This is a genomic window from Leeuwenhoekiella sp. W20_SRS_FM14 (assembly GCF_052119605.1).
Lineage (GTDB): Bacteria > Bacteroidota > Bacteroidia > Flavobacteriales > Flavobacteriaceae > Leeuwenhoekiella.
This window is the reverse complement of sequence record NZ_JBGQOK010000002.1, coordinates 333,567-352,067: the sequence shown is the minus strand read 5'-3', so window position 1 is coordinate 352,067 and position 18,501 is coordinate 333,567. Positions and strand designations below refer to the sequence as shown.

Sequence of the window (18,501 nt, the reverse complement as noted above, 5' to 3'; positions counted from 1 at the left end):
ACTCCCTATTTTGAGTAAAACATATAAATCCACAGCGTACGTGCAAGTTTAAAATTTAGCGTACTGGTAAGTAAAATAACACCCACAACAAAAAGAAAAGCGGTTAATAATGAAGTCTGAAATACAAAATAACAAAGAATAAAAACAGCTAGAAATTCTGCTACTGTTAACCCATAACTCACATACATCGCACCTATAAAAAAGCCTGATTCAATCTCAAATTTACGATTACATTTCTTACAACGTGTATGCATTTTAGGAATATGCAGTGCAAACAACTGTTGGTTAGATTCAAAAATAGCTCCCTCTTTACAATTAGGACATTTAAACTTTAGGATATCAAGTAAACTCATAACAGAAATGGTTAATTTGTAAAGTAAAATTAGACTTACAAACCACATTAGGACTTATACCGATGTCCTCCTTTTTTGTACTTTTAGGACATAACTAATTGTATGAAACGAATTCCAGTTTTACAAATTGAAGCATTTGACCACAATTTTAATGCTTCAGAATTATATGCTAACGATTTTGCAAAGCATATACGAGTTAATGAAAAACTGGTACACAAACCGCATACGCATAATTTTTACTTGTGCGTTATTTTTACCGAAGGTACGGGCACGCACGAAATAGATTTTACACAATATGCCATAGTACCGGGTTCTGTGTTTTTTCTAAATCCTGGGCAAACTCATTTCTGGAAATTTACTTCGCAACCACAAGGCTATATTTTTTTTCATACACAAGCTGCTTTTGAGATGGCCTTTACGCAGCAGCGGCTTGAGCATTTTCCGTTTTATTATTCAATAAACAATACACCCGCCATCACTCTTAGTCATAAGCAACTTCCGCAACTGGTTAATCGCTTTAAAGAAATTTATGCAGCATATCTGGAAACAGCTATTTTAAAAACTGAAAAAATACTAAGCCTTATAAATCTTACCTATATAGATTTGGCACAGCTTTATATTGCTAAAGAACCTGAAGAAAACACTACAGTTTCTGCTCATTATGTGCAAATATTGAAAGAGTTTGAAAAATTATTAGATGTTCACTTTAGACAAGAAAAGTCGGCTTCATTTTATGCTGAGAAACTCAATATCACCACAAAACATCTCAATCGCATTATCAAAACTATTCTTGACAAAACCACAACAGATTTAATAAGTGAACGTACCTTACTAGAAGCAAAGCGACTTATGGTGCATACTTCAAATTCACTAAATGAAATCTCTGAAATTCTGGGCTTTGAAGATTATGCCTATTTCTCGCGTATTTTTAAAGCGAAAACTAATCAAACCCCCTTATTGTTTAAAAACCTATATGCGCATTAAAACATTTACAATGATTAAAACAGCACTTTATATTGCACTCTTAATTATTTACTGCGGAAATCTAAACGCACAAACCGATTATGAAAAAGAAATTTTGATCTTTCAAAGCGATTTAAATGCTGAATATAAAAACCCTGAAGAATCGCCACTTACCTTAGAAGAAATTGAGCAATTCACCACGCACACTTTTTATCCTATTGATGAAAACTACCGTGTAAAGGCCTCATTTGAACGTATTGCAAATCCTATAACTATAGATTTTCAAACCTCTTCTGGCGTGGTAAAAAAATACGACACCTATGCGCTTGCAAAATTCGAATTATTTGGAAAACCTTACCAATTAACCGTTTATCAATCACAGTCATTACGCGAAATACCTGAATATAAAGAATATCTCTTCTTGCCCATCACAGATTATACCAGCGGTTTAGAAACCTATGGTGCCGGCAGATATATCGATTTGAGAATTCCTGAGGGCGATACCATCATCATCGATTTTAATAAAGCCTACAATCCGTTTTGTGCCTACAGTCCCAACTATTCCTGTCCCATACCACCTGAAAACAACGATTTAAAAATTGAAATTAAAGCCGGTGTAATGAGCCCTGTAGGTCACAAATAATACTAGTTTTCTTTACTCAAACGAATTCCTATTTTTTGATAGAAATAGACGTTGATTTATTTTTTAAAGGAATCACATAAGCCTCCCGTTCTTTAGGATAGTTTAGGGTAAAACCTTCAGAAAGATGAATATATGCTTGAGGAGTAAAATCATCTTTTGCTGCTAATTGCAGTTCTACAGTCTGTGTATTTTTCGTGTAAGTAACTGCTTCTATCTGTCCTGCATCAAGCGTTATCCACAAACCTAAAGGCTCAATAAATACGGCATTTTTAGCCGCCGTAGTTAGCTCTAGATGAAGTGTATCATCTGTTTCGGTAATGTTTCCGCCAAAGGCTAACCACCCAAAACCGGGATCTTTAACTAAATAAGAGGATGTATTTATAGCATATCCAAAAAAGTTGGAGCCGTAATCACCAGATAAATAATCAATTTCTAACGTTGAAGGATAACTGTGAAATGCTGCAGGCCCAAAACCATCTTCAGTAATATTAGAAACAGAACCTAGCAAACCTCCATAACCTACTTTAAGTAAGTGTAAATCTGCGGGATTTTTACGATAGGCATCTAATACAGGTATGGCATTCATTCCTGAACCATAGTGATGAATTTGGCGTTCTACCCGTGTTAATTTGCCCCCGTACAGAAAATCCCAATATCTGCGTGCATTACCATTGTATGCCCAGTGTGGCATTACCGGCATATAGGCTAAAATTGCATTTAATGTTACTGCTGCTTTTGCATCATAACCAAAATAATCTGACCACATATACACCTCTTCCTGACCGGTAGAATCCCACGGCATCTCACTACCAAAAGGGTATGAAAGGGTTTCCCAATGCTCAGCTCTTTTTCTCATTTCCAGCTCCAGCGTATTTGTCTTTTCTGTGAGTTTCTCGCGTTTTAAATCGTCTAAAACTTTAACAAAAACCGAACCTTCCATTTGTCCAAATTGCGCATAATACGGTGCAAGACGACTCATAGCCAAAATAGTTTCATATGCCTGGTCTAAATACCACTCCCAGTTTTGTTGCGTTACCAGCCCATCGTGGTATCGTGCCAGACGGTACATCGTCCAGTAAGCAGCCACTACATGCGGATAGTTGTAGGATCTTCCGGGATCATCTGCACCTTCCTTACTCCATGCCGCCCAGGTTTTGTAATTAATGGTATCGCTATACGTTCCCACCGGCATTTTCTCGGGCTCATAATAATATAAACTTTTACGCACGCCATATTTATTTTCACCCGTATCGTATTGCAATTTGCCCCAGATGGTTTGATGTATAAAATCTTCAAGCTTTGCTACTTGTTGCTGATCTGGTTTTATAAGCTGCTTCATAATCCCTCCCAACCAACTGCCGGCACCACCTTCATCACTTAAACCGGCAATCCATGCACGGGAATCTTCAGTAACCTGTCGCTTTGTTTCATAATCGTAAGAAATTAGAGAAGGAGCCCTATTGAACAGGTCTTCCTTATCTGTGTACCACTGTTTATCAAATAAAAAATTACCGAAATCAGTTACCAGCTCATCTTCCGCTTTTATAACCTTATAATTTACGGTTTGCTGTTTACCATCTGCATAAGTAATGGTAAGTCTGCTCCTTCCCCACTGTTCTCCTTTAACGGCATACGTGGCATAACCGGTAGCTGTGGCTTCCTTCTTTTTTATTGAAAGTGATCCTTTAGGGAAAACATCTAAAGCAGTTACTGCAGCAGTATAATTTAAAAACAATGTAGCATTTACATTCTGCGGAATCACATAGCCCGGGATGCCTACTGCAACCGGTACTTTATTTGCTATAAGCGTTTGCTGAACCTCTTTAACTGAAGGGGCAAGTGTAAATTTTAAAGAAAAAGTTTTTGTCTCGCCCGGTTTAATCACAACGGAAGTAGGGGTATTCCATTGTGAAACACCAAGCCATTCTTTATCTGCATACGCCTTGCTTAACGGCATCCACTCGTGAAAGCCTTCAAAAACTATACTGCGCGGTGTCTCGTCGTCTAGTAAAGGTCTGTACGCTTCAAAAGGCATATTCTCTTCAGGTAATACTAAGAGCACCTCATCATTGCCATCTAATTTTTTAACCTCAAGATACCCGGCATCTTCACCTATATAAGGATCAAAAAATACATTTTTTGCGTGTGCTTCATCAAGAGAATGCCCTTCAAGAATATTGTTGAATACCATAGGTACACCTAATGCGCCCAGTTCAATATTAAAATTGGTTGTATTTTTAAATTCAAATCCCAGAATTAAATCTTCTTTATCAAGAGCATAATAACGTATGACATCAAGTGGTAAATCGTCTGCCAGCGTTGCAGAAAGATTGGCTGCTGCCAATGTACCTTCTTTATTAACAGGTGTCACTGCTTTACGTTTGACTGCTGTAGAATACGAGCGCCACGTTAGAGAATCTGTATTGCGTAATCTAAAATTAATATCACCTAGTTGATACAAACCATCTTTAGAGCGCAATTCTAAACGCTCGCCGGGTGTAAAATCAAAATCGGGATTTGATTTTGGCGCTAAGGACGCTACTGTTTGAGAAGCTTTAACCAATTTTAAAATAAAATGTGCGGTCTCATAGCTTTCAAAACCTTTTTCTAAACCTAAAGTAGATTCTTTTTCTTTGATCTTATCCCAATAGTTCTGAGCCTGAATATTATGTAAGGTTGTACTTGTAATTAGCAGAACAGAGAGTAGTATTTTTTTATACGTCATTCTTAGATTGATTTATTGAGCTTTACGGTTGTATAAATAGAAATTTCTTTAAATAAGATGTCAATTAATTCTAAACACACCCCTAAAATAAAAGATTCCTACAGATTTTATTTGTGCTGATGTTAGCTGATGCACATAGTATATTACCCGGAAATAATGATCCCTTCTACTAAAATCGCCAATGTGATATCAATGTATTCAAAACATTTAAAATTATGCCTTTTGTGATTTTTAGAATCGAATCTTAAAAGACCTAAAATTAGCGCCATAAGTAACCGATATTGATACTATATTATCTCATGTATTGACTTGCATTATAAATAAGTGTAATTTCTACAATATACTTATTAATAATTCCCCTATCTATGAAAGTTCTTCCTTTTAAAATCCCAAAACCCGGTAAAGAAGCTCTTGTTTATCAAGAAGATCGGGAGCATTTTTTTTATGATAAACTTCATGAACATGAAGAAATACAGATAAGTTATATTGTTAAAGGATCTGGAAGTTTAATCTTGGGAGATACAATAAATGAATACCAGGAAAATGATATACTCATAATAGGAGAGCATATTCCGCACGTGTTTAGAAGTGATCGCAATACCGAAGATCTATCAATTATGTACACACTTTTTTTTACTAAAAATTCTTTTGGTAACGAGTTCTTTAAACTCACCGATTTATCTGAAATCGACAGTTTTTTCGATCAATCTGAATACGGAATCAAAGTAACTTCCTATAAAAACAAACTCCTTAAAAAGTTTAATAAACTAAAACATCAAAACCGTATTGAACGTATTGCAAATCTGCTTCAAATTCTTGAAATTATTTTACGTGCAGAAAAAAAGCCCCTTTCATCATTTGTTTATCATAAAAAATACACAGAAGTTGAAGGTAAACGTATGAGTGATGTTTTTCAATACACATTAGATCATTTTAAAGAAAATATCACACTCGAAACAATTGCTGAAAAAGCCAATATGAGTAAGAATGCTTTTTGCAGATATTTTAAAAAACGTACTAATAAAACCTTTCTTCAGTTTTTAATTGAGTTGCGCATAGAATATGCCTGTAAACTGCTTTACAAGGAAAAAGAACTTCCGGTTGCAGAAGTTTCTGAGCGTTGTGGTTTTCAGAATATAGCTAATTTCAATAGAAAATTTAAAGAGATCAAAGCAATGACACCTACGCAGTTTCGATTAAGTATGTAACCCAAATAACATTTCTATTTAGATCATAAAAAAGCGGACAATTTTTTAAAATTGTCCGCTTCAGCAATTCAGATAAATAAACCAATTAATATCCTGTATTTTGTTTAAGGTTAGGGTTTGTATTTAACTCTTCTAATCCTATGGGAAAAAGTGTGGTATGATTACCCCTAGGAGTGTGGTTATACCAGCTTTTTGTCTGGTATACTCCAAAACGAATCATATCTGTTCTACGTCGCGCTTCGGCCGTAAACTCCCAGGCTAATTCATCTAAAAACCTGCCGTAAATAATCGGTGTCGTGTCTCCGGCATCAGTAACACTACCGTCCTCACCTAAAACACCATATTCTACCGTTGTATCGCCCATTAATTCTGCACCTGTAACTATAGCATCTGCAACATTATCAAAAGCTCTGCTTCGTACATTACTTACAATTAGAGCTGCCTCATCTGCCCGGTTTGTACGCAATAATGTTTCAGCCTTCATCATTAAAACATCTGTATATCTAAACATAGGGAAGTCGTTACTTAATCTACTATTAGATCCCGGGGCAATGTCGTATTTATGGCAACGTAACCCCTCTTCAAATTCACAGAAATAAATACTGGGCATAAAATTTACCAGCGTAAATAAGGTCTCACCAGTATCGGCATTTTTTTGATCACCTACTAACCAGGTCTCTTCAAGGCGTTTATCACCACTTTCATAACTATTTATAATTTGTGGATTTGCACTACTCCCTCCCCAGGGCTGTGATTGCATTTTAAAAACATCGCGGTGACTGGGCAGTAACATTTTCATGTGTTGATTCCACTCTCCTGCATAGATTTGATCGTAAGGAATGGCAAAAACAATTTCAGGAGAGTTTTGATTTTCAGTAGTAAAAATTGCACCATAATCTGTATCGAGTTCATAAGCTCCAGAATCTATAATTTGATTACAAAGCGCTAAACATTCTGCCCATTTTGCAGTACCTGTGTACACCTCAGCATTTAAATATACCCGAGCTAAAATTTGCATAGCGGCGTACTTCGTTAATCTGCCATAGGTAGTAGCATCTACGGTTTCAGAAAGATCGGGAATAACTTCAGTAAGTTCTGAAACTACAAAATCATACACTTCCTGCCGCGTGCTTTGTTGCGGAATTTCATCACTAAAATCTTTGAGTATTGGCACATTTCCGTGCGTATCTAATAATATTGAATAATACAATCCTCGTAACGCTCTCAATTCTGAAATTACTGTTGCGGCCTGCTCCTGGGTTACAGGAAGCGAGCCCGACTCTAGCTGTGAAATCACCCTGTTGATATTATTTACACCTCTAAAGCAAGTGAGCCATGTATTTCTAGGTTGATATTGCGTCTCATCCCACGTGTGAAAATGCATTCTTTTGTACGTACCACCGTCATCCCAACCGTTAGGTCGCGTAGGGGTTATAAAGGTATCACCAGACTCTTCCTGCACATCAAACAACCCCTGCCAGCTCATAATATAGCGTAAAGGTGTATAGGCAGAAGCCGTTAATGCTACAATATCCTCATCTGCAGGCACAAATGAATCTTCGGTAATTTCTGAAAATACCTCTTCTTCAAGATTTGTACAGGCTAAAAATGATAGGAAAACAAACAACCCCAAAACTGGCATTGTAGATGATTTTTTTAATACGATATGCTTAAATATAGTTTTCATAGTCTTTTTATTAAAACGTTACGTTCACTCCTAAACTAAATGTGCGTGTGGTAGGATATTTATCCCGCTCATCATTACCCGGAGATAAGCCAGATCTGTTAACCTCAGGGTCTATACCTTTGTAGCCAGTAAGTGTTACAAGATTTAAACCAGTCGCAAATACCCGCAAGCGCTTAATGATGTCGCTTTTATCTGTATTAACGGTATATCCTAAAGTCACGTTATCTATTTTCCAGTAATCACCATCTTCAACATAATAACTCACAAATCGCTGTACATCAGAGAGCACTGCTTTACCATATACCTCATCAAAAGCAGTATCCAGAACATTGTAACCTATGGTAGGATTCTCATAAAACATTCTTGAAAAGTTTAATATCTGAAACCCAAAAGCTCCACGCATATTCACATTTAAATCCCAGTTTTTATAATTTAAGGTATTATTCCAGCTTAAATAATGTTTAGGTAACCCGTTTCCTAAAACCTGACGGTCTGCAGTAGAAGATTCTGTAGCAGGTATAATCTCCCCATCAGCATTCTCTACTAACCAGATTCCCTCATCTGAAATATCTACACTTTTTAATCCGTAGAAATTACCGATGCTCTCTCCTACCTGTACGATGTGCGTAGAAAGTTGAATGGGCTCACCCGTGTAACCGGTGTAGAAAAAATCATTTGTTGTCTGAAACTGATCATTAGATAAAGACACTAACTCATTTTTATTTGTAGAATAGGTAAATGTTGAATTCCAGTTGAAGTTTTCGGTCTGTACCGGTAAAACAGTAAGTAAGGCTTCAAAACCTACATTGCTTACCTCAGCAACGTTAGCTGTTATACTGCTGTATAAATAGGGAGGTGTGGGCACATCGTAATTATAGAGTGCATCTTTAGTGTGACGGTTGTAATAATCTAATGCACCACTTAAGCGACCATCAAATAGGTCAAAATCAAGACCTATATTAAACTCTTCTTTTTTCTCCCATTTAAGATCTGGGTTTGGATTTCTTGAAGGAATTAATTCGCGTAACCATCGGCCGTTATAATAGAAGTAGTTACTATAATTTAAGCTACTTAAAGATTGATACGAACTTCCTGCATTAATACCTGTGATACCAAAACCTCCTCTTAATTTAAGGTTGTTTACCCACTTGGCATCTTTCATAAATTCTTCCTCATTAATACGCCATCCTGCAGAAACTCCCGGAAAACTTCCCCATTTGTTATCTGCGCCAAAACGCGACGAACCTTCATGACGCAAACTTGCCATAATCAGATATTTATCATCGTAGTTGTAAGTTAACCGACCAAAAAATGCAATAAGCTTGTCTGAGTTTTTATAACTACCCATACCTGCTTCACCTAACGGAAGCCCCTGTCCAATACCAAGATAGTTGTAAGTATATGCATCTGATGGGAAGTTGCGGTTATTTGCATAAAAACCTTCGTTTACATTTTTCTCATAGTTATAACCCGCAAGCGCAGTGATTTTATGAAGACCAAAATTTTTCTTGTAGTCTAAGGTAATCTGCCCGTAATCTCCCACATAATCATCGGTACCTCTTGAAGCATAGCCTTCAACACCATTTTTTGTAGTAGAAACGTGATTCTTACTCTCGTAATAGCCTCGTATATTTGAATTTCCTTTACGCGTATATAAACCTTGAATGGTTAAATCTTCTATGGGAGAATAAGCTAAACTTCCAGTAAATCGCGTATTGCGGTAACGGTTTTGACCGTCTGTCTCTTTTAGGTAAGCGACCGGGTTGTCGTATAAATATACATCTCTTTCAAACCAGCTACCATCTTCGTTACGCACGGGCTCAGTAGGATTATGTATTAGCGCCTGGCGATACACATACGGGTTAAAACTGTAACCATCGCCACCGGTATAAAATTCCTGTTCACTGAGAACAACATTAAAATTGGCTTTCAATTTATTGTCAAACATCGCGTGGTTGACATCTATACGACCGGTATAGCGTTTGTTATTGGTATTTATAAAAATTCCTTCCAGGTTTCTGTAATTAACCGAAGCACTCAGGTTTGTTGTTTTGTTTCCGCCCCTAAAAAGTACATTGTGCACAGTACTTACAGCATTTTGAGTAATCTCATCTAACCAGTCTGTATCCGAACCAAAATCTTCAAAATTAGCTCCGGTAAACGTATACCCCTCAGCATACTTCTCTCTAAGTTCTGAAGCATTTAAGAAGTCGAGATTGTTACTAATAGATTGAAAGGACACATTACCTGTATATTCGATTGTATTTTGCATATCATTATTTGCCCCTTTGGTAGTAATAATGATCACACCGTTTGTACCCCGAGTACCATAAATAGCAGTCGCAGACCCATCTTTAAGAACGTCTATAGAAGCAATATCTTCGGGAGCAACAGTTTGTAAACTTCCGGGAACACCATCTACAAGAATTAAAGGAGCGCTGCTGCCATTAAGTGATGCAATACCTCTTAATTGTATTTGCGTACCCGCTGTAGGATCTCCAGAAGGTGCAGAAACCGAAAGACCGGCTACTTTACCCTGTACAAGTTGGGCTGCGTCACGCACGTTACCTTCTATAAAGTCTTCAGACTTTACACTAGCCACTGCACTGGTTACATCTGCCCGCTTTTGTGTACCGTAACCTATGACCACGACTTCAGAAAGAGCCTCTAGATTTTCTTTTAAGGTGATATTGAATTCTGTTTTACCCTGTGTTGATACTTCTAAAGTTTCAAATCCTACATACGAGAATATTAAAACTGCAGCCTCATTTTGGGTAGTTACCTGAAAATTACCATCAAAATCTGTGATAAAACCGTTTGAAACACCTTTCTCCTTTACGTTTACACCGGGAAGTAAAACTCCTTTGTCATCTTTTACCGTTCCTGTAAGTATACGTTGTGAATGGGTAATAAAAGAACACAGTAGAAATAGACCAAAGAGAAGATGTCCTTTGTTTTTATAAGCCTTACGCTTAGCTACTACTAATTGATTTAATTTTTGACTCATTTGTTAGACAGTTTAGGTTAGTTGCTTCGTGAGAATTAATAAGCCCTTAGGGAATCATTAACTGCGGAATAAAATTAGCAGGGATCGAAATCCTTTTTTAACTTTATCTTAGCTTAACCTAATACTATCTTAACAGTATTTCACTTAAATAACATCATTTACGGTTAGTTACCTACTTTCATCTTAATTTTTTAACAATAGTGTACCTTAAGAAATAATAGTTTTTTAAAACTATTATGTCATTTTATATTGAAGAAGTTGCGGAAACTGAAATTGATTTTATCTAAATCTACAGCGTATTGATTTTAAGAAGTAATTGCGGATCGGGACAATTTTTCTTGTAGAAATCTAGATTCTGAAGCGTAGACACTCCCGGATAATCACCCCTATTACCTTGTATATCTCGTATAATCTGAAAGTGTAAATGCGGAGCGTAATCGCCATTTTCTTCGGGTACACCAAGATGGGCCAGGATTTCACCTGCCTCAAACATTTGTCCTATGCTTAAATTAGATAAAGAAGATCGAGTTAAATGGCCGTAAAGTGTGTAAAATGTGAGATTTTCAAGACGATGTTCTAAAACGATACACGGCCCGTAATCGCCGTGATTGCGGTTATCCTTAAAGCTATGCACGACACCTTTTACAGGTACTAAAACCGCTGTACCTTGAGGACACCAGATGTCAAGTCCTAAATGTATATTACGCTTTAACACTTCATCTGTATTACTAAAATAAAGGCTTCGGTCGTAAATACTACGTTTTTCTAAATACCCGCCATAGGCGATGGTACCCCCTACTTTAGACAAATAAGTATTTATATAAACCTGTATTGCTTCCGCAGAGCTTGTATCTACTCCCTCTAAAACCGGGTTGGTTACCGAAAGATCAAGAAATTTATAATCTTCCGCTTTATAAGTGGTGTCAATTATCGGCGTAAAACCGGAAGTTAATTTGCTTAATTCTGCTGAAAAATCTCGTGTTTGCATACGCTCAAAAATACAATTCTATTGAAATTATTAAGCACAAAAAAAATCCGTTCTGGCAGGAACGGACTTTTTACTAATTAACTTAAACTAATTTAAAACTATATCACTAAACTTTGAAGAGATGGCGATAATACTATCTGTATTTCTCGATTTGTAAAAACCATTTACCATACTGCTGTTATAACCTTCCATCACTTTTGCGTCTAAACTTTTTGGATAATTTAAACGACTACGTACACCGTTAAAATTAAAATGGAAAGGTGTATCTGGCAGATTAAGTACCACATCACTATTCTCGACACTTATATTTAGAGTCTTGAAATTTTTACCCAACTTAGGTATAGACAACTCTCCAAAACTACCGGTAATAACCGCTGCATCTTGTAATTCATTTATAACAATACTGCTTGCTCTTGAATTTATATTGATGCTTTTAGCCTTATCTATCACGCAGGATTTTGTGTAACTCGCCTGCAGTGTACCATAATCCCAGGTTGCCACATCAACAGGACTATATGCTACGTTTATAAATGTTTTATCTCCAGAAATAGTATTGGCAATAAAATCACCGTGCGACAAATTAACTTTAGCATTAGTAGCCTCAGCAATTTTTATATTACCGTGACGTACATTAAGATCTAATTTAGCATCATTAGGCATACGCACCACAATCTTACGTTTGTATGATCCTTTAGGTTTAGCAACGTTGGGAACATTAGATCCCGTAAAACTATACGTCATTTGCGTGCTCACATTACCATTAGCATCACGAGTAACCGTTTTCTGAAGATTACCTCCCTGTTGCTCTGCCATTTGCTCAAGTTTTTTTGCAAAACTATCGCTCCAGCCTTCCATAGCTTTACCTATATTTTGTCCTAAAGCCGCCATATCACTTTCTAAAGCTCTACTGAAATTAGCCCCTAAAGCTTCGGTAGAACCACCAAACTGTTTCCCAAAACGCTCACCCCAGGCTTTCATATCTTTATTAAAATCTGCTCCCCAGGCTTCCATATCTGAGCGCCACTTATCGGTCTGTGACACACTTACACTCGTACCATATTTTTTATTCATCGCAGATACATAGCCTTTCTTATCTCTTTTATAGGCATCCGCATCAAAATTCATTTGCTTTGAGAATGGCGATTTTGGCATTCCTAATAGACTACTTCCGGCTAGTCCTTGTCCTGCAGCAACTTTCTTTTGATTGTTGCGTTCCCATTTTTTCATCACCGCATCAAAGTCTTCACCAAAATTAGCTTCGATCTTCTTTTTATACTGCTCTAAATACTTCTCCCCATCCCGCTTGTATGCATTGTAATCAAATGAAATATTTTTCATTCCCTTATAATATTCCGCAGGTAATTTCATTCCTGAAAACTGCTCAAGCATAGGACTCAGCATATTCTTCATCATAGGCTGCATCATTTGCATAGATGATGCTATTAAATCATTAGCTCCCCGCATTTGTACATCACTTAAAGCGATATTTACTGCAGCAGGTGCACCTCTACTTAGTATTTGCACGGCGTTACTGTTGCCCTGTACTTGTACCTGCCAGCCTTTTAATAACTCATTAATTTCTTCTTTAGAAAGATCTTCAGATTCTATAACAGCTTCTACCGCAACTTCATTTTTATTCCAGTTTTCAAAAACAACATCTGCATATTGTGTATCTGCATTAATTGTAACATCTGCACGCGTTGAAAAGCGCTCATTAAATTTAGTGTTTGTTGTTTGTGCCTGTGCTTGTGAAGCAAGATTCACTACAAGGGTAAGCACACATAAATGAACAAATAGTCTCATTGTATTATACGGTGTTAGTTTTAATCTCATCAAATTGAGATTCTTGTAATTCATTCAATTTTTCTTTTAGCTTTAATAAAAGGTCTAGCCTAAACTGTAAATTATCTATAAGAGATTGTATGTTTTGATCGTTAACCCCGGTTTCTACCAGATCACGATTAAGACGATCATACTCCTGATTAAGCTCTTCTAGCTGTCCCATAAAAGCATCTACAACTGCTTTATTATCATCATTTACATTTAGCTGCGCCAGCTCCATATGAATGCTTGCCAGATAGCGATCTTCTATTTGCTTATACTCTGGTGAGAAATCACTTAATTGAACCTTTGTGGTCTCTGCACTCGCTACAGAATTAGCCTCTGTAGGTTGTTGTTGCTGAATGGAAGCACTAAACGGATTGTTTAAAAGCAAACCGGTAACGGCAATAAGTACAACCAATACAGCGGCGATTTTCATCCAGAGATATCCCTCTGCTTTTGCTTTAGCCTGCGCTCCAAAATTAGCGTCAAGTCGAGCATTAAATCGAGCTTCATGATTCGGCTTTAAGCCTTCTGCCGGGACGCTCAAATCATTTTTAAGAAGTTCTCTAATATCCTGTGCCATGATATTTTGTTTTTAATTTTTCTTGTAATTTCTTTTTACCTCTGTGCACCAGTGTGCGCGATGCGACTTCGGTGATTTCTAATATTTCAGATATTTCCTGGTGGTCATAACCTTCAATTAAGAAGAGCATAACAGCATACCGGTACCGTTCTGGAAGTTCTTCTATGGCTTCCTTAATCTGGTCTACTGTAATACCATCTTCTACCGCCCAATCATTGTCATCATCTACGGTACCTAAAACCTGCTCATTTATCGCTACCAGCTCAAGCTTTTTTGCTTTAAGCATATCTATGCTCTTATTGATCACAATACGTTTGAGCCAGGCACCAAAAGTCACCTCTCCATTGTATTGATGCATTTTTGTAAACGCTTTTACAAAACCCTCCTGCATCGCTTCTTCAGCTTCAAAAGAGTTTTTCAAAAACCGAAACGCTACGTAGTACATACCCTGGCTGTATTTATTATACAGTTGCATCTGCGCCCGCCTGTCGTTCTGTTTACATCGTTCAAGTATTTCGGTAATTTGCAAAATGATGGTTTGGTTAGTTGCTAATTCCTTTTCTAAAGACGAATCTATTTCGCCTGCGTTGCAAAATTGTGATTAATTAATTTAGAACTAGGAATAATGGCCTGTTATTTGATTTTAAAACTGAAACAGGCTTTTATGAAACACCTCTATTTTTTGATTATGGTAGTTCTTTTAGGGCTGTATTCCTGTGAAAATCCGCCAGAAATTACAGAAGAATTTCAAGATGTTGAAACTTTTTATTTTCCGAATAAAGAACGATTTAATGCAATTGATCTAGAGAATAGTAACATCAATCTCGATGATTATAAAACGTATGAAGAACTAGTCACAGCAATGGATAAAAATTCCTGCGACGATAAAACAAATGTTTTAAGTTTTAAGCATAACAATACCCATTTTAAAATTGCAGTTTTTAAGGACTGCTCTAAAAGTAGAGGTGGTGCCTGTTATAGAAGGGTTGATTTTTTTGATTTTCAAAACGATTCTCTACTGAAGAATTATAATACTAAAATCTCACCAAAATTCTTTAATGAAGAAGTTCAAGTCTCTTTAGATGAGCAACTCAGATCACCCTATTTTAATAAAGATAAATTAAGAAGGATCTTAATTAGTGTTCATTACGCTCAGGAGAGACGAAATACACCTGTTGAAAATTTAAAAAACACCTTACTTTTTATTACAAAAACGATGACCGAAATTCAGGAAAAGTATGATTTACAAATTTCTTATTATTTAGAAATTGACACGACTCATATTCCTCCACCGCCCCCACCTCCTTTCCCAAACAACTAAAAAGCATAAAAAAACCCGCAAGTCGCGGGTTTTTATTTTTATATAAACTTCAAATTACTCATCTAAAAGTAAATTTAAAGTCACATCAATATTATCCATCGTTGCGCGGGAATACGGACATACTTCGTGAGCTTCGTTTACCAGCTCTTCACCCTGTTCTACATCTACGGTTGGTAGGTAGCAGTCAAGCACTACAGCCAGCTGAAACATGTCTTCTTCATTTTTGCCAATTTTAACCGTTGCAGTAACCGTATAATCCCCAAGATCTACTTTTTTACCACGTGCTACGTGAGCTAAAGCACTACCAAAACAAGCAGAATATCCTGCAGCAAAAAGTTGCTCTGGGTTTGTACCTTCTCCTCCTGCGCCACCAAGACCTTTAGGTACAGACAATTTAAAATCTAAAGTTCCGTCATCTGATGAAACACTGCCGTCACGACCACCGTTTGCAGTCGCTTTTGCTTTATATAAAGCTTTCATATCTAGAATTTTTCAATGATTAAGGGTTCAAGATACCAATACAAAAAACAGAAATCAACTTCAACTTACTAAAGATTTCACAAAAAGTAAGTTGAGTCTAATTTCCAATTGTATTTGAAAAACGCTTGTCATAGGAGATCAGATTAAACACTCCGTATTTATTAGGGTCATTTAATAATAGTATTTCGTATTTCGTATTTCGTATTTCGTATTTCTACTTTAATCATTTCCCTTACCTTTATTCCATTTTGAAAATTGCTTAAAGAATGTCTAAAAAAACGGATCATATCGATTCTACTTCAGCAAATATTATAATTGCTAAACGCCGAAATTTACCCGATGCGCAGCAACTTATCACGCAAATTTGCTCAGGAAATACAACCGCACTTAGCCGAAGTATTACCCTGGTTGAAAGTACCGCAGCACGTCATCAGGCAATCGCTCAAGAAGTATTAACCGGATGCCTGCCCCACGCCAATAAATCTATACGTATAGGAATAACCGGAGTTCCCGGCGTTGGAAAAAGTACGTTTATAGAAGCCTTAGGTTACCATCTAACGCAACAGGGTAAAAAGATTGCCGTTCTGGCAATTGACCCTAGTAGCAGCATTAGCCACGGAAGTATTTTGGGTGACAAAACCCGAATGGAAACCTTATCTGTAAATGAACGTGCATTTATAAGACCATCTGCTGCAGGAGATTCTCTGGGAGGAGTTGCCCGCAAAACCCGCGAAGCTATAATACTTTGTGAAGCTGCCAGATATGAGGTTATTCTTATTGAGACAGTGGGCGTGGGACAAAGTGAAACCGCTGTTCACGCGATGACCGATTTTTTCCTGTTACTAAAATTAGCAGGAGCCGGTGACGAACTGCAAGGCATCAAACGCGGAATAATGGAAATGGCAGATCTTCTGGTTATAAATAAAGCCGATGGCGACAATAAAAATGCAGCCAAACTTGCTGCCAGTGCATTTGCAAAAGCTCTTCACCTTTATCCTGCTAAAGAAAGTGAATGGTCTCCAGAAGTGAAACGTTGCAGCGCACTGCAAAATGAAGGTATAGAAGAAATCTGGGAAACGATTTCTAATTATATTAAACTTGTAAATGAAAACGGTTATTTTGAAACCAACCGTAAAAAGCAAAACACCTACTGGTTAAAAAACACTATAGAAAATACCCTTAAAGATAATTTTTACTCAGACCCTGAAATAAAAGCAAAACTACCGCTACTTCTTGAAGCTTTAAACGAAGGAAAGACTACTCCGTTTCAGGCTGCACAGGAGTTATTGAAAAAGGTCTGATTTCTATTTTCTGAATCAAAGACAAAAATTAACCTCTTTTCTAATTTCTAATTTTCTAGGGCTTTACTTTTAAAAGCTGTAATCCCGGAAGGTCTAACTTTTTCTATTAAACCATCTTTTGTAAAGTTTAAACTGTCTACACACAACTCCCGAAGTAAGTCTTCAGAGTTTGGCGAGTTTGCAGAATGTCTGTGATACAAGATATAATCCTGTCCGCTGCTATTAAAAACAGTATGATGTCCGGGGCTATAGGTTGTAGAATCGGTTTCTGTAGAAAGTATAGGACTGTTTTCTGCTTCAGTAAACGGCCCATAAGGATTATTTCCTGTAGCATATCGCACCTTGTAGGTGTCTTCTATTACCTTTCCGTCTGAATACATCAGGTAATACACACCATCTCTTTTAACCATTACAGGAGCTTCAAAATAATTGGCTGGCGTAACATCCTTAATTTCGCCTTCAAAGGTGATCATATCTGCACCCAGTTTTACAACAAAACAATGCCCGTTAACCCAGTTCAAACCAGAACCCCAATACAAATAGGCCTGTCCGTCATCATCTATAAAAGCTTCCGCGTCTATCATATGATATTCGGGGAATAGATTTCCTTTTATTAAAGGACTTTCATCTTCTTTGGCATTTTTCCACGGTCCTAAAGGAGATTCAGCAACACCTGCCCAGACCTCACTTCCTACAGACACATACATATAAAACTTACCGTTTTTAGCTTTAATTACGGAAGGTGCCCAAACCATACTTCCGTTTGAAGTGGGGCTCGTGCACGCCTCTTTTGTAGGCCAATTTAAGGTTTTCTGTTCCCAGTTTTTAAAATCGGTCGACTCTAAAACGGCGAGGTCTTCTTTACCCCACGGGTCTTTGGTTGCATAAATATAAAATGTACCCGCTTCCTGAACAATAGAAGGATCTGCGTAGTAGCCCTCAGCAATAGGGTTAGTTATTAAATCTTCAGATTTATCCTGATTACTGGTTTGTTTTACTTTATCTGTCTGCTTACAGCTCAAAACCGCTAAAAACATAGCAGAACTTAACAATAGCCTTTTCTTCATAATAACGAACCTATAAATACTTACTTAAATGTAATATATACATTTAAGATAAAATATTTTGTTTTTATTCTAGAAACATTGAGTTAGCTTATTAAAATATACTAACGTTGTACAGATTTTTGGTTATAGCATTTTTATGCTGTATTAAAAGGGAATCAGGTGTAAATCCTGAACAGTTCCCGCTGCTGTAAATCCTATTCTGTAGTACAGGATAATCGTTTAACAAAACCACTGTCGCAATGATGGGAAGGGTTAAAACGAGGGATGAGTCAGAAGACCTGCCACAATCTATTATAAATCAAAGCTTTCGGGAGTTATTGCTTTGGGTAGATTGTTCTGTGCGCCTTAATT

The 18,501-nt window shown here is 37.0% G+C and carries 15 protein-coding genes and 1 riboswitch; of the genes, 5 read left to right on the top strand and 10 right to left on the bottom strand.

Features of this window, described 5'->3' with window-relative positions:
* Positions 1 to 5: 5 nt before the first annotated feature.
* Positions 6 to 353 carry a DUF983 domain-containing protein gene (locus tag ACEN25_RS05095; RefSeq protein WP_441801960.1) on the bottom strand — a complete coding sequence of 116 codons (348 nt, stop codon included), beginning with the start codon at positions 351 to 353 and terminating at the stop codon, positions 6 to 8.
* Positions 354 to 455: 102 nt separating this feature from the next.
* Here ACEN25_RS05095 and ACEN25_RS05090 point away from each other — a divergent pair, with 102 nt between their 5' ends.
* Both ACEN25_RS05090 and ACEN25_RS05085 read left to right on the top strand, forming a co-directional pair.
* On the top strand, positions 456 to 1,337 hold the full coding sequence (locus ACEN25_RS05090; RefSeq protein ID WP_441801959.1) for an AraC family transcriptional regulator: 882 nt from the start codon (positions 456 to 458) through the stop codon (positions 1,335 to 1,337).
* Complete coding sequence (locus tag ACEN25_RS05085; RefSeq protein ID WP_441801958.1) at positions 1,327 to 1,959, top strand: DUF1684 domain-containing protein; 633 nt, start codon at positions 1,327 to 1,329, stop codon at positions 1,957 to 1,959. The genes ACEN25_RS05090 and ACEN25_RS05085 overlap by 11 nt, the downstream gene beginning before the upstream one ends.
* Before the next feature lie 28 nt (positions 1,960 to 1,987).
* On the opposite strand, the gene ACEN25_RS05080 is transcribed toward ACEN25_RS05085, so the two are convergent.
* Positions 1,988 to 4,684: a DUF5695 domain-containing protein gene (locus tag ACEN25_RS05080; protein WP_441801957.1), complete on the bottom strand. Its 2,697-nt coding sequence runs from the start codon at positions 4,682 to 4,684 to the stop codon at positions 1,988 to 1,990.
* Between the two features lie 365 nt (positions 4,685 to 5,049).
* Between ACEN25_RS05080 and ACEN25_RS05075 the strand changes: the two genes are divergently transcribed.
* Positions 5,050 to 5,892 carry an AraC family transcriptional regulator gene (locus ACEN25_RS05075; protein ID WP_441801956.1) on the top strand — a complete coding sequence of 281 codons (843 nt, stop codon included), beginning with the start codon at positions 5,050 to 5,052 and terminating at the stop codon, positions 5,890 to 5,892.
* Positions 5,893 to 5,977: 85 nt separating this feature from the next.
* On the opposite strand, the gene ACEN25_RS05070 is transcribed toward ACEN25_RS05075, so the two are convergent.
* The 6 genes from ACEN25_RS05070 to ACEN25_RS05045 all read right to left on the bottom strand — a co-directional run bounded on the left by ACEN25_RS05070 (position 5,978) and on the right by ACEN25_RS05045 (position 14,456).
* The gene (locus tag ACEN25_RS05070) at positions 5,978 to 7,579 is read right to left on the bottom strand and encodes a RagB/SusD family nutrient uptake outer membrane protein (protein WP_441801955.1); all 1,602 of its coding nucleotides are present in this window, start codon (positions 7,577 to 7,579) and stop codon (positions 5,978 to 5,980) included.
* A gap of 10 nt (positions 7,580 to 7,589) precedes the next feature.
* The gene (locus tag ACEN25_RS05065; protein WP_441801954.1) at positions 7,590 to 10,586 is read right to left on the bottom strand and encodes a SusC/RagA family TonB-linked outer membrane protein; all 2,997 of its coding nucleotides are present in this window, start codon (positions 10,584 to 10,586) and stop codon (positions 7,590 to 7,592) included.
* Positions 10,587 to 10,875: 289 nt separating this feature from the next.
* Complete coding sequence (locus ACEN25_RS05060; protein WP_441801953.1) at positions 10,876 to 11,574, bottom strand: peptidoglycan DD-metalloendopeptidase family protein; 699 nt, start codon at positions 11,572 to 11,574, stop codon at positions 10,876 to 10,878.
* 87 nt (positions 11,575 to 11,661) lie between these two features.
* Positions 11,662 to 13,377 (bottom strand): hypothetical protein, encoded by a 1,716-nt coding sequence (locus tag ACEN25_RS05055; protein WP_441801952.1) that lies wholly within the window; start codon positions 13,375 to 13,377, stop codon positions 11,662 to 11,664.
* Positions 13,378 to 13,381: 4 nt separating this feature from the next.
* Positions 13,382 to 13,981 (bottom strand): hypothetical protein, encoded by a 600-nt coding sequence (locus ACEN25_RS05050; protein WP_441801951.1) that lies wholly within the window; start codon positions 13,979 to 13,981, stop codon positions 13,382 to 13,384.
* Positions 13,965 to 14,456, bottom strand: a complete 492-nt coding sequence (locus ACEN25_RS05045; protein ID WP_051621116.1) for an RNA polymerase sigma factor — start codon at positions 14,454 to 14,456, stop codon at positions 13,965 to 13,967. Before ACEN25_RS05045 ends, ACEN25_RS05050 begins: the two co-directional genes overlap by 17 nt.
* A 189-nt stretch (positions 14,457 to 14,645) precedes the next feature.
* Between ACEN25_RS05045 and ACEN25_RS05040 the strand changes: the two genes are divergently transcribed.
* Positions 14,646 to 15,302, top strand: a complete 657-nt coding sequence (locus ACEN25_RS05040; protein ID WP_441801950.1) for a hypothetical protein — start codon at positions 14,646 to 14,648, stop codon at positions 15,300 to 15,302.
* A 54-nt stretch (positions 15,303 to 15,356) separates the two neighbouring features.
* Here the strand turns inward: ACEN25_RS05040 and ACEN25_RS05035 are convergent, their stop codons facing one another.
* On the bottom strand, positions 15,357 to 15,782 hold the full coding sequence (locus ACEN25_RS05035; RefSeq protein ID WP_441801949.1) for an organic hydroperoxide resistance protein: 426 nt from the start codon (positions 15,780 to 15,782) through the stop codon (positions 15,357 to 15,359).
* Between the two features lie 266 nt (positions 15,783 to 16,048).
* Here ACEN25_RS05035 and meaB point away from each other — a divergent pair, with 266 nt between their 5' ends.
* The gene (gene meaB / locus ACEN25_RS05030) at positions 16,049 to 17,083 is read left to right on the top strand and encodes a methylmalonyl Co-A mutase-associated GTPase MeaB (protein WP_441801948.1); all 1,035 of its coding nucleotides are present in this window, start codon (positions 16,049 to 16,051) and stop codon (positions 17,081 to 17,083) included.
* Positions 17,084 to 17,130: 47 nt separating this feature from the next.
* Here meaB and ACEN25_RS05025 read toward each other — a convergent pair whose 3' ends face one another.
* Positions 17,131 to 18,150, bottom strand: coding sequence for a family 43 glycosylhydrolase (locus tag ACEN25_RS05025; protein WP_441801947.1), 1,020 nt, complete (start codon positions 18,148 to 18,150; stop codon positions 17,131 to 17,133).
* Positions 18,151 to 18,253: 103 nt separating this feature from the next.
* Positions 18,254 to 18,450: riboswitch (cobalamin riboswitch) on the top strand.
* Positions 18,451 to 18,501: the final 51 nt, after the last annotated feature.